The organism is Amycolatopsis marina (genome assembly GCF_900111885.1).
GTDB classification, from domain to species: domain Bacteria; phylum Actinomycetota; class Actinomycetes; order Mycobacteriales; family Pseudonocardiaceae; genus Amycolatopsis; species Amycolatopsis marina.
The window spans coordinates 22,120-34,482 of record NZ_FOKG01000018.1; the positions used below are offsets into that span (position 1 = coordinate 22,120).

11 protein-coding genes are annotated in these 12,363 nt (G+C 69.3%); 8 read left to right on the plus strand and 3 right to left on the minus strand.

The features are described from left to right. The first annotated feature begins 55 nt into the window (after positions 1–55). Positions 56–1,723, plus strand: coding sequence for a polyprenol phosphomannose-dependent alpha 1,6 mannosyltransferase MptB (gene mptB / locus BM199_RS24975; protein WP_091676152.1), 1,668 nt, complete (start codon positions 56–58; stop codon positions 1,721–1,723). Positions 1,724–1,890: 167 nt separating this feature from the next. Here the strand turns inward: mptB and BM199_RS24980 are convergent, their stop codons facing one another. Continuing rightward, the gene (locus BM199_RS24980; protein WP_091676155.1) at positions 1,891–2,316 is read right to left on the minus strand and encodes a TIGR03668 family PPOX class F420-dependent oxidoreductase; all 426 of its coding nucleotides are present in this window, start codon (positions 2,314–2,316) and stop codon (positions 1,891–1,893) included. Positions 2,317–2,465: 149 nt separating this feature from the next. On the opposite strand from BM199_RS24980, the gene BM199_RS24985 reads away from it, so the two are divergent. Next, on the plus strand, positions 2,466–3,608 hold the full coding sequence (locus BM199_RS24985) for an MAB_1171c family putative transporter (protein WP_091676157.1): 1,143 nt from the start codon (positions 2,466–2,468) through the stop codon (positions 3,606–3,608). Between the two features lie 41 nt (positions 3,609–3,649). Beyond that, on the plus strand, positions 3,650–4,846 hold the full coding sequence (locus tag BM199_RS24990) for an amidohydrolase family protein (protein ID WP_218160433.1): 1,197 nt from the start codon (positions 3,650–3,652) through the stop codon (positions 4,844–4,846). On the opposite strand, the gene BM199_RS24995 is transcribed toward BM199_RS24990, so the two are convergent. Then, positions 4,843–5,748 carry a S66 peptidase family protein gene (locus BM199_RS24995; RefSeq protein WP_091676411.1) on the minus strand — a complete coding sequence of 302 codons (906 nt, stop codon included), beginning with the start codon at positions 5,746–5,748 and terminating at the stop codon, positions 4,843–4,845. The genes BM199_RS24990 and BM199_RS24995 overlap by 4 nt on opposite strands. Positions 5,749–5,768: 20 nt before the next feature. Then, positions 5,769–7,715 (minus strand): prolyl oligopeptidase family serine peptidase, encoded by a 1,947-nt coding sequence (locus BM199_RS25000; protein WP_091676160.1) that lies wholly within the window; start codon positions 7,713–7,715, stop codon positions 5,769–5,771. Between the two features lie 103 nt (positions 7,716–7,818). Between BM199_RS25000 and BM199_RS25005 the strand changes: the two genes are divergently transcribed. The 5 genes from BM199_RS25005 (at position 7,819) to BM199_RS25025 (ending at position 12,335) form a co-directional block, all read left to right on the plus strand. Further along, positions 7,819–8,394, plus strand: a complete 576-nt coding sequence (locus tag BM199_RS25005; protein ID WP_091676163.1) for a DUF3090 domain-containing protein — start codon at positions 7,819–7,821, stop codon at positions 8,392–8,394. Then, entirely contained in the window at positions 8,391–9,197 is an 807-nt protein-coding gene (locus tag BM199_RS25010) for an SCO1664 family protein (RefSeq protein ID WP_091676165.1), read from the plus strand. The genes BM199_RS25005 and BM199_RS25010 overlap by 4 nt, the downstream gene beginning before the upstream one ends. 70 nt (positions 9,198–9,267) lie before the next feature. Beyond that, positions 9,268–10,500 carry an alpha/beta hydrolase gene (locus tag BM199_RS25015; RefSeq protein ID WP_091676168.1) on the plus strand — a complete coding sequence of 411 codons (1,233 nt, stop codon included), beginning with the start codon at positions 9,268–9,270 and terminating at the stop codon, positions 10,498–10,500. Positions 10,501–10,515: 15 nt separating this feature from the next. Continuing rightward, positions 10,516–11,445, plus strand: a complete 930-nt coding sequence (locus tag BM199_RS25020) for an MBL fold metallo-hydrolase (RefSeq protein WP_091676171.1) — start codon at positions 10,516–10,518, stop codon at positions 11,443–11,445. Further along, entirely contained in the window at positions 11,442–12,335 is an 894-nt protein-coding gene (locus tag BM199_RS25025) for an aminoglycoside phosphotransferase family protein (RefSeq protein WP_091676174.1), read from the plus strand. Before BM199_RS25020 ends, BM199_RS25025 begins: the two co-directional genes overlap by 4 nt. The last annotated feature ends 28 nt before the right edge of the window (positions 12,336–12,363 follow it).

A 12,363-nucleotide genomic window follows, 5' to 3' on the forward strand; every position in this document is an offset into this window, starting at 1 on the left:
AAACCGCCCGTTCCCGACCGGGTCCACCAGCCGGTGTGTAATCTCAACAACCGACATGGCCACCTCCACAGACCCCGTTCCGGGGGCCGGATCCGCTGGAGCCGACCGCGGCTCCAGCGACACGGCTGCCGCTACGCCGACCGAAGAGCCCGCCACCGCCGGTGGCGGCGACGCCTCGCGATTCCCGTACCGCACGATCGCCATGGGCGCCGTCGGCAGCACGCTGCTCATGGTCGCCGCACTCGGTGCGGGAGGCATTCTGATCCGGGACCCCGTGCTCGGGCACGGTCCGCTGTCCTGGATCCGGTACGGCCACGGCAAGGCACTCGCGACGGCGCTGTTGTACGTGGGCTTCGCACTGGTGGTCTGGGCCTGGGTGCGGCTCGGCCGGTACGTTCTCGCGCACCGGGTCGGGACGCGGCCGGTGCTGATCGCCGCAGGCTGCTGGATGGCGCCACTGCTGATCTCGCCGCCGTTGTTCACCAGGGACGTCTTCTCCTACCTCGGCCAGGGAGCCCAGCTGCTCTACGGGCTCGACCCGTATGCGAACGGCCCTGCCGAACTCGACGTCCTGCCCGACGTCGTGCAGAACGTCCATTCACTGTGGCAGACGACTCCCGCCCCCTACGGACCGCTGTTCCTGTTGGTGGCCAAGGGGATCGTGTCCTTCACCGGCAACAACATGATCCTCGGCGTGGTCATCACCCGGCTGGTGCTGCTGATCGGTCTCGGCATGATGCTCTGGGCGTTGCCCAGGCTCGTCCGGCACCTCGGTGGCCGGCTGCCGGTCACGATGTGGCTCGCCGTCGCGAGCCCGATGACCGTGATCCACCTCGTCGGCGGGCCGCACAACGACCTGCTGATGCTGGGCTTCCTGACCATCGGTGTGCTCGCCGCGCTGGAACGCAAGCACGCGCTGGCGATCGTCCTGGTCACCGTGGGAATGCTGATAAAGCCGACCGCGGCGGTGGCCCTGCCGTTCCTCGTGTGGATCTGGGCCAATCACCTTCCAGGCGACAACCTTCGACGCAACTTCTTCCGTGCGATCACGCCGTCCCTGGGGATCTTCGGTGTGGTGTTCGTGTCAGGAACCTGGCTGTCCCTCGGCTCGTTCAACCTCGGCTGGATCAGTGGGATGGAAGCACCCACGCTGATCACGAACTGGCTGAACTTCCCGACCGGGATCGGTGAGATCGTCTACAACCTCGTGCACCTGCTGGTCGACGTGCCGTCCTCGCCGTTCGTCACGGTCGCGCGGCTCATCGCGTACGTGGCGTTGGCCGCGTTCGCGGTCCGGCAGTGGTGGCTGGCGCGCCACGGCGGCAACGAGGCGATCATGCGGATGGCCATGACGCTGCTCGCGGTGGCGATCTTCGCGCCACCCACCCTGCCCTGGTACCTCACGTGGGGCTTCGTGATCGCCTCGACGTTCCCGTGGCAGCGCAGGCACCTGGCGATCGTGGTCGCGGTCTCGGTGGTCCTCGTGCTGGTCTACTACCCGACGGGGGAGCAGGCGCTCTACGACTGGTGGTTCATCGCGATCGTCCTCGCCGCCAGCCTCTATGCCGCGGCGTCGCTGCTCCGGCCGGATCCGCTGGGGCTGATCGCCGCATGGCGCAAAGCCGACGAAGAGGCCGAAAACAAGGACCCGGCCGACCCCGAGGAATCCGGCGCGCCCCAAACCCCAACCCGCGCGAACTCCGGCCCCGCCCACCGCCCCTGATCCCGCCCTCCCGCACACGGTTGGTGCGTCTGCAAGTACTACCAAGCAAGATCGAGTACCGCTTTTTCTGCCACCAACCAGGGTTCGAGGCGGCGCGGCTTGGTAGCGGTTGGCGACGGACTTGATCTTGCTTGGTAGTACTTGCAGCCAACCCAAGGTTGGACGGGTCAGGTGGCGGACCAGCCGGACCAGTGTGTGACTGTGGTGCGGACCATGGGGCCCGCCGGGGGGTGGGCTCGGTACTGCTGGTACTTCGCCGACAGCGCGTCCAGCGCCTTGGCCGTGCTCGCGTTTCCGGCCGTCATGTCGAGTACCTCGGCGGTGCCGTCGGCGCGCACCCACCACAGGTGGTCCCAGTCCTCCGCGTAATGGTCGACGAGGAAGCAGACCGCCGGGTTGTCAGCGACATTGCGCAGCCTGCGCAGGTTCGTGGTCCGTTTGGGCTTGTGGTCGACGGCGAAGACGATCTGGTCGTCGACCACTGCGAACGTCACCGGCACCAGATGCGGACGCCCGTCCGCGCTCACGGTCGCGAACCTGGCGACCCTCGCGGAGCCGAACCGCGCACGGGCCTCATCCCGGTCGAGTCGCATGGTGCCAAGGCTAGGGGAAGCGCCAACTCGGGCGCCGGAACTGCCAACTCACCCGTCGGAAGTGTCAACTCGGGGTGTTACCAGTGCGGTTTCGTCACTCCGTGGTGCAGTAAGGTCACTCCCCGGAGAACCTGACGACAGGGGTGGCTGTGAGTCCGTTCAGCATCGCATTCGGGGTGCTCCTGCTGGCTGCCGTGGTGTGGAAGCTGCGCCAGGTCGTGCGCGCACCGCACGACCTCCCGTTGCGGGCGGTGACGTTCTGTCTCGTCTCCGCCGCGATCGCCTTCCCGTTCGGGCTACCCGCGGGCGCACGCTGGGCCGACGCACTGATCGCACCGGGCACCGCCAAGTGGGCACAGAACGTGCTGCTGCTGATCGCCGTGTACTGGCTGATGTGCTTCTACCTGTTCTCCGCCGAAGACGCCGAGGACGGGCGGCGCCGCGCACGCTGGGAGTTGCTGCCGCTCGCGTTCTCCATCGCCGCGATCACCACCGCCACCCTCGCCACGCCGCCCGCTCTGCGCGCTCACACGTTCGACACCGGGGACATGAGCCACACCGCCGTGGCGGCGTTCTACTTCTTCGGCGGCCTGTACCTCTTGTACGCGATCGCGATGGCACTGCGGTCCACCCTGCGTTACGCCGGATCCTCGCGCAGACCGCTGTCGACCGGGCTGCGAATCGCGGCGACCGGCATGGCCGCCATGGTGCTCGCCAGTGGCGTACGCAGTGTGCTGGTGGTGGTCCGCTGGCAGGGTGGCACTCCGCCACCGGCGATCTCGGCGACCGCCAGCGCCATCCTGATGATCGCGATTCCGCTGTTCGTCATCGGCGTCATCTACCCCGCGGTGGCCACGCGCTGGGCGGCGGGCCGCGTGTGGTGGCAGCACCGCAGGCAGTATCACCAGCTCCGTCCACTATGGACTCTGCTGCACGGCGCCTACCCCGAGCACGTGCTGGGCAGGGTGCCCGCCGCGGGCCGCCGCGACCGGTTGAGTCTGCGCGGGGTGCATCGCAGGTACTACCGCAGGGTCATCGAGTGCAGGGACGGCCTGGTGTGGCTGAGTCCCTACCTGGCGCAGGAACGAGCCAAATCCGGTCAGCCCGCGGACAGGCCCGCCAGCCCCGCCGAACTGGCCGAGCTGCTGCGCACCGCACTGAAGGCACGCGCCGAAGGCGAAATCGTCGACGCTCGCGCGTCGCGAGTGGCGATGCCCGCCGGTGAGGGACTCGACGACGACGTGCGGGAACTGATCGATCTCGCCGAGGCCCTTCGCGCTCGGCCCGTGTGAGGTCCGGCTCTGGCCGGGTGACGGAAAGGAAGTTGGGCACGGTGGAAACTCTGATCACCGCGGACCAGGTGCTGGCAGGGCCTGCGGGAACTCGCATCACCGACGGCGCGGTGCTGGTGGACGGCGCCGAGATCGTCGCCGTCGGGCCCCGAGCCGAGCTGGAGACCCGCGTTTCCGGCACCACGAAGCGTCGGGACTTCCCCGGTTGCACGGTGCTGCCCGGCCTGATCGATTGTCACGTTCATCTGGCGTTCGACGCGAGTGCCGACCCGGTGACGAACGTGCGCGAACTGGACGACAAGGCCCTGCTCGCCGGTATGGCCGAGCGCGCGCGGCAACTGCTCGACAACGGGGTGACCACCGTTCGTGACCTCGGTGACAGGGGGGCGCTCGCCGTCCGGCTCAGGGACGCGATAGAGCAGGGTGAGCACCCGGGACCGCGCATCGTGGCCGCCACCGTGCCGCTGACCGTGCCCGGGGGTCACTGCTGGTTCCTCGGCGGCGAAGTCAGCGGAGAGCAGGAGATCCGCGCGATGGTGCGGGAAAACGCGGCTCGCGGCGCCGAGGTGATCAAGGTGATGGTCACCGGCGGCGGCCTCACCAAGGGCGGCGCAGAGACCTGGGAGTCGCAGTTCGGCTTCGACGATATTCGCGTTGCCGTGGAAGAGGCGCACGGCCTTGGCCTTCCGGTCGCCGCACATGCACATGGCAGCGCTGGGATCGCCGACTCCGTGGCCGCGGGGGTGGACACCATCGAGCACTGCACCTGGATGGCCGAGAACGGTTTCGAGGTGCTCGAGGACGTGGTGACCGAGATCGCCGCCAAGGGGATCGCCGTGTGTACCGGGGCGAGCCCGAACTGGCGGAAGTTCGCCGAGCGCTTCGGCGAGGACCGGGCCGCCGAGATCTTCGGCCGGGTGCGCTGGATGTCGGAGCAGGGCGTCCGGCTGATCGCCGGTACCGACGCGGGCGTCCCCAACGCCGTGTTCGACAACTTCGCAGGCAGTCTGGACTTCTACCGCTTCCTCGGATTCCCCGGCGAGCAGATCCTGGACATGGCGACCCGCGATGCCGCGGAGGCACTACATCTGGGGACCCACACCGGCAGGCTCGCCCCCGGCTATCGTGCCGACGTACTTGTCGTCGGCGGCGATCCGGTCGCCGACCTCGACGCGGTACGCGACGTGCGACTCGTGCTGGCAGGCGGGCGGCAGCACACTCCCGTGACCGGCTGCTAGCCGAGCGCGGGATCGAGCAGGGTGAGGGACCCAGCATCGGCATCGAGCCTCGCCCGAACACCGAGTGGCACGGTGAGGGCACCGTTGTGGTGCCCGAAACCCAGCTCACTGACGATGGGCACACCGAGCGGACCGAGCCGGTCGAGCATCAGCGAGCGGATGTCCTCCGGTTGGCCGCAGTCGGTCCACGAGCCGAGTGCGATGCCGGCCACGCCGTCGAACCAGCCCACCCGCAGAAGCTGGGTGAGCAGCCGATCAATGCGGTAGAGATTCTCCGTCACGTCCTCCAGCAGGGCGATGCCCCCACGGGCTCGCCGGTGTTCGGGGGCGCCGACGCTCGCCACGAGCAGGCTGAGATTGCCGCCGACGGTCACCCCGGTGGCACTCCCACCCCGGAGCGCGCCGGACGAGGGCCCACGCAGCTCCATGGCGAGTTCCGGTTCGAACAGCATGCGGCGCAGACCGGCGGCGGCCAGTTCGTCGAAGTGTGCGGTCGCGGGCATCGGTGAGAACAACGTGCTGACACCGAGATGGACCCCGATGGCCTCGTGCAGGGCGGTCGTGTCGCTGGACCCCGCGAACAGCTTCGGCCCGGCGGCACGCAGTCTCGCCCAGTCGACGAGGTCGACCATCCGCATGCAGCCATAGCCGCCCCGGGCCGCGAACACCGCCGACACGGCCGGGTCCAGCCAGGCCTGCTGGAAATCAGCGGCCCGGTCCTCGTCGGTTCCGGCCAGGTAGTCGAAGGTCGGGTTCCCCGCGTGCACCGAGTCGAACACCCGCACCGTCAGGCCCCAGGAGCGCAGTACCGGCACGGCCCGGTCGAGCAGGTCTCGGGGGACCGGTCCCGCGGGTGCCACCAGGGCGACGGTGTCACCTCGGCGAAGCCGGCGCGGCCTGATCGCGGTCATCGGCGTGGACGTCACGAGCGCAGTTCGACAGTGGGCACGTCCGGCGTGTCGAAGCCGAACACCTGGCCGTAGAAGGACAGTTCAGCCTCCAGTGCCGCGATGATCGTTTCCGCCCTGCGGAAGCCGTGCTGCTCGCCGGGGAACGTGAGGTAGGCGTGCGGAACGCCGCTGCCGTCAAGGGCGGCGACGAACCGGTCCGCCTGCTCGGGCGGGCAGATCTCGTCCTCGAGACCCTGCAGGAACAGCACCGGCCCGGCCAGTGCGTCGGTGTTGTTGATCGGCGAGCGTTCTTCGTACCGCCGCTGAGCCTGCGGCAGCGGCCCGACCAGGCTGTCGAGGTAGCGCGACTCGAAGTCGTGGGTCTCGCCCCCCTGACCGGTCCAGCTCAGAAGGTCGAGGATCGGGAACTGCGCGGTGCCCGCGCGGTAGGTGCGCACGGTGGTCATCGACGCGGCTGAGGTGAAACCCCCCGCGCTGCCACCCCGGACGGCCAGCCGGTTCGGATCGGCGATCCCCTCGGCTACCAGCGCCTCCGCGACGTCGACACAGTCCTGCACGTCCACCACACCCCACTGCTCTCGTAGCCGTTCCCGGTAGCGACGGCCGTACCCGGTCGAGCCGCCGTAGTTCACCGCGACGACGCCGATACCCCGGCTGGTGAAGTACGCGAAGTCGAGATCGAGCACTCCGAACGCCCGACCCGTCGGCCCGCCGTGCACGTGTACCAGGTAGGGCGTCAACTCGTCCGCGGGAGCGCTGTGGTCGGGATTCGCGGGCGGATAGACATAGGCGTGGATGTCCTCCCCGGAACGCGAGCGGAAGGTCCGCTCCCGCGGTGTGGGGAGGTAGGCCGGGTCGGGCAGATGGGCCGTGTTCACCTCGGACCGCGCGAGCTCGGTGATCGTCCCCGAGCGCAGGTCGACCTGCACTACCGCGCCTTCGCTCATGGCACCCGCCGCCACGCCCACCACTGTGTCGTCGCGCACCGCGAAGGCGGGCGACCAGGACACGAGTTCGGCAGCCTCCTCGACAGGGCTGACCGTCGCGGTGTTCTCGTCCAGCACCGCCAGCCTGCCGGAGCTCAGCACCGCGTGCCTGCCGCCGCCCAGCGGAGCGAACCAGCGGGAGCCGATTCGCCAGAGCGCACCGCCGAGTTCGGCCGGCACGGGCGCCAGGTTCGTGATCTCGCCGTCGAGGGTCACTCTGTGCAGGTTCCACCACCCCTCGGGGTCGAGGAGTGCCAGCAGCGTGTCCTCCGTCTCCCAGTCCAGCTGGCAGACCGACACGTCCGGGCCCCCCGCGAGTACCCGGTGCGCGGCGAAGGTGCCGTCCGGCTCGATATCGGCGACACACAGCTGTGTGCCGTCCCATGGCATCGCGGGGTGATCCCAGCCGAGCCAGGCCGCACGCCTGCCGTCGGGGGAGATCTGCGGCGAGGTGAGGAAGTGATGGGTCGCCGCGAGCGTCCGCGGCTGCGCACCGGCAGGGGACAGCGCGACGAGGTCACGGGCGACATCCGCCCTGCGGGGGCCGGTACTGCGCTCCCGGACGGCCCACACCTCGCCGTCGAGGCCCGCACGCAGATCCCCGTACCGGACACCGTGCGTGTCGGCCGGTTTCGGGGTGATCGGTTCCACCGTTCCAGCGGTGCGGTCCATGGCGTAGACGCGCTGATCGTCCCAGTGTGTGAAGAACAGCAGGTCGCCGACGACCACCCAGGGGCGGCCGCCGTACTCGTGCACCCGGTTGCGCACGTTCCACGGCGCGGGCAGCACCTCCGTCACAGCACCACCGCTGGCGCGCAGCAGCGCGACCCTGCCGCCCTCCGCAGGACGGGATTGCGCCCACCAGGTCTCGCCGTCCACCACCTCGAGCCATTGCGCGGTACCCCCGGCTGCCGCGACGTCAGCGGCGCCGATGGGAGAGGTCCATGATCCGTTCGCGGTGATCCTCGGCATCACGCCACCCTAGAGCGAAAGGGTCGCCGGTCGCATCGACTTCTGGGTGGAGAGGGGGCGGCGGATGCCGATCATGGAGGCGTGGCTTAGGGTCATCAGTGCCATGGCTCGCGTCATTCATGTCTTCCGCCAACCCGACCGCTTCGTAGCGGGCACCGTCGGGGAACCCGGTGACCGCACGTTCTACCTCCAGGCGTCCGAGGACGTCCGCACGATCAGCGTGACGATCGAGAAACAACAGGTCGCTGTTCTCGCCGAGCGTCTCAGCTCCCTGCTCGAAGAAGTGTCGAACCGATTCGGCGCCGAGGTCCCCGACGAGGTTCCCGAGGAACTGCGGGACGTCGAGCCGCTGAGCGTTCCGGTCGAGGAGGAGTTCCGCGTCGGCACGATGGGCCTCGGCTGGGACGCCGAGAGCAGCGCCGTGGTGATCGAACTGCTGGCGATCACCGAGGGCGAGGTCGACGAGACCGTCGTGCTCGATGACACCGAAGAGGGCCCGGACGCCGTCCGCGTGTTCCTTGAACCCGCCGCGGCCAGGGCGTTCGCCGAACGTGCCGAGCGCGTCGTCAACGCGGGGCGCAAGCCGTGCCCGCTGTGCGGGGAACCGCTGGACCCGGATGGGCACATCTGCCCGAGGCAGAACGGCTACCGGCGCGACTCAGACCTCACCGAGGAATGAGCTCGCCCGAGATCGACCCGAAGGACCCCGCCGCGAAGGACCTCGTCGCGCAGGGCCGGCTGGAGGTCGAGGGCAGGCTGGTGGACGCCTCCAACGTCACCCTGTTCTGCACGATCGAACTGGACGGCGTGCAGGCGAACGCGGTGTACAAGCCCGTGGCCGGGGAACGACCGCTGTGGGACTTCCCTGATGGCACACTGGCGGGCCGCGAGGTGGCGACCTACCTTGTCGCCGAGGCCGTGGACCTCGGCGCGATACCGCCGACCGCCCTGCGCGACGGCCCGTTCGGTCAGGGCATGGTCCAGCTTTGGGTGGAAACCGGTGACGACGAACTCGTCGACGTGCGCTCACCCGACGACGTCCCCGAGGACTGGCGCGTCGTCCTGCACGCGCATGACCGCACGGGCGAACCGGCGGTACTGGCCCACGCCGATCGCCCCGGCATGCGCGAACTCGCGGTGCTCGACGTCGTGGTGAACAACACCGACCGCAAGGGTGGGCATGTGCTGGCCGGGATTGACGGCCGCGTCTATGGGGTGGATCACGGCATCTGCCTGCATCCGGACCCCAAACTCCGCACCGTGCTCTGGGGCTGGGTGGGGAACGCGCTCGACGACGACGTCGTGGAGAAGCTGCACGGGTTGCGGCGGGCACTCGACGGTGATCTGGGACGGGCGCTCGGCCAGCACCTGACACCCGCCGAGGTCGCGGCCGTCGGCGAACGCGCGGGCCGTCTGCTCGCGCATCCGGTGTTTCCCGCGCCCAGCGACGAATGGCGAGCGATTCCCTGGCCCCTGTTCTAGGGACGAGCCACCCCTCCTGGTCGGCGGCGTTTCGGCCCGAGACGTGCTAACCCTGGAACTGGGAGGTGTCATGGACAGGTCAGTCGATGAGCTCGGCGAGCGGTTGCGACGGCAACCGGGGGTCACGTCCGTACGCCGCCCGGCCGCCGATGGCATCGAATTCGACTTGACCTATGTCCGTACCGGTCCCCGTGCGGACACTCCGGTGCTGTTCATCCCGGGCGGCCCCGGGCTGGGAGCGGTGTACCCGTACCTGCGTTTCCGCCCCCTCGCGGCGAAGTACGGGCTCGACACGATCATGGTCGAGCATCGTGGGGTCGGTCTGTCCCGCACGGATACCGCAGGAGCCGATCTTCCGCGCGCGGCACTGAACATCGATGCCGTGGTCGCCGATCTGGCGGCGGTGCTCGATGCGGAAGGCATCGCACGGGCAGTTGTGTACGGCACGTCGTACGGCGGGTACCTCGCGCAGAGCTTCGCGGCCGCCCACCCGGAGCGGGTCGCCGGAATGGTGCTCGATTCCACCTGGTCCGAGGCCGGTGAGTTCGAACTGGCCAGGTCCTATGTACGCGAGTTGCTGTGGCATGGCACCGACCCCGTCACCGCTCCGCTCGCCGAACGGCTGCGGACCCTGGTCGATACCGGCGTCGTCCCCGTGGAGGAGACCGGGGACGTGGTGCCGGTGGCCTATGACCTCGGTGGCGCAGACCTGCTCCGGCGGCTGCTCGACGCCGCCGAGCGAGGGCGGTTGGGCACCTGGAATTGGCTTGCCGGCCTCGGCAACGCCGAACTGCACGAGACCAAGCGCTACCTCATGGAGTTCGATCTCGTAGGCGTGATCAACTTCCGAGATCTCTACCCGCTACGGCCAGATGGTTTGCCGATGGACCAAGCAGCGGCGTTCGGCAAGATCGCGGGCAGGTTTCCGCCGTTCGCCGGCGAGCCGCGCCATCTGCCTGATGAACTACCGCACTTCGACTGGCCCACCGCGGTGCTTTCCGGCCGGCGCGACATGCGCATGGTGCGACCTGTCCTGCGGCGGATGGCCGAGCGGATCCCGGGTGCGGTCCTGCTGCCGTTCGACGACGTGGCGCACAGCGTTTTCGACACCCGTCCCCGCGCCGCGATCCACATCGCGGGTGCCATGGCGGCCGGTAACCAACGGCTGCTTCCCGGCCTCCTGCCGCGCATCGAAGCACTCGCCCGGCCCACGATGCGTGCCCTGCTGCCCAAGGCACTCGAGGCGCGGCTGCGCCTGGAGCGGTTGACCGGAAAGGTGCCGCGAGCCGGAACCCGCGGGTGATGGCAGGCTGAACACATGACGCGCGTCTCCTACCGCGACCGGCTGACCTCGCCGTTGCCCCGCCCACAGGATCTGTACCGAATCCTGCGTGAGGGCGGGTTCCGCGGGCCGACCGACAACGCCGACCGGATCCCGGTCCTGCGGGGTGGTCTGCCTTCGCTCGAACCCGGCACATCGACGTGGACCTGGATCGGGCATTCGACCTACCTCGTGCGAACCGGGGGCATCTCGGTGCTGACCGACCCCGTGTGGTCGACGAAGATCCCAGGGGTACCGCCGCGGCTCACTCCTCCCGGAGTGGCGTGGGCGGACCTGCCCGAGATCGATGCGGTCCTGATCAGTCACGACCACTACGATCATCTCGACGCGCCCACCGTGCGCAAACTACCCAGACACACACCGATCCTGGTCGGCGCGGGCCTCGGCCGCTGGTTCCGCAAGCGCGGCTTCAGCGAGGTCGTCGAACTGGACTGGTGGGAGTCCGCCGAGGTCGGCGGAGTCCGATTCGACTTCACGCCGGCACATCACTGGAGCAGGCGCAGCATGTTCGACACCTGCCGGTCACTGTGGGGTGGTTGGGTGATCACGCCGCAACACGGACCGCGGTCCTACCACTGCGGCGACTCCGGATACGGCACCTGGTTCGGCGAGATCGGGGATCGCTATCCAGGAATCGAGGTCGCGATGATGCCGATCGGCGCCTATGAGCCGCGCTGGTTCATGCGCGCGGTGCACATGGACCCGGCGGAGGCCGTACGCGCGCTCGGCGATCTCGGTGCCCGCAGGCTCGCCGCCATGCACTGGGGCACGTTCGTGCTCACCAGGGAGCCGGTGGAGCAGCCGCTCGAACTGATCCGCAAGGAGTGGGCGACGGCAGGCCGGGACGCGGCTGATCTGTGGGCACTGGCCGTGGGGGAGACCCGCGTCCTCGAGGACCGGGCATGACGGCCATCGACCCCGCGCTCGTGCTCGACGAGCAGGCTCGCGCCCGGCTGGTGGATCGGTTCGGCACAGACGTCGGGCCGTGGTGTGACGCACTGCCGGACCTGATCGCCGATCTTGCGGTGCACTGGGGACTGCGCCTGCACTCCTCGGTGGCGGGTGGCACCGGCCGCACGTTCCTCGGGGAGGACACCTCGGGCATGTTCGTGGTGCTGAAGGTGACCCCCGAGCCCGAGATCGCGCGGACCGAGGCGGCCGCGCTGCGCGTCTGGGCTGGTTGCGGCCGGGTGGTGAACCTGCTCGAGACCGCTCCCGCCGAAGGGGCGATCCTGTTGGAGGGGCTTGCTCCAGGCACGCCGCTCGCCGAGCACGGCCCGCACTTTCCGGTGCCGGAGATCGCGGAGTTGCTCGGTCAGCTTGCCACCACCCCCGTTCCCGATGGCGGGTTCATCACCCTGCGCGAGCGGCTCGACTTCATCTTCGGCCTGTTCGCGCGACGAGCGGAGGGTGTGGGCATCGACCCGGCGGCGATCACTCGATCACTAGCTCTGGCGAGGGAGCTGGCCAGCAGCGGCCCGGTCCGGTTGTTACACGGCGACCTGCATCCGAACAACGTGCTGGACGCCGGGGCCGCCCGGGGCGCCGTGGCGATCGATCCGCGTCCATGCCTCGGCGACCCTGCCGCGGACGCGACGGACTGGGCGATGCTGCCGCTGTTGCACGGCGGCAGTCTGGACGACGGTGTGTCCACGCTCGTCGCGGCCGTTCCGGAACTCGACGTCGAACGCCTCACCGCGTGGTGCCGGTCGTTCGCGGTGTTGATGGCGATCGCGCAGCTGCGCAGGCACGGCCGTACCGGCGAAGCCGAGACGATGTTGAAGCTGATTCCCTAGTGCGTGGCCTGACCTGCTCGCGGCGTGG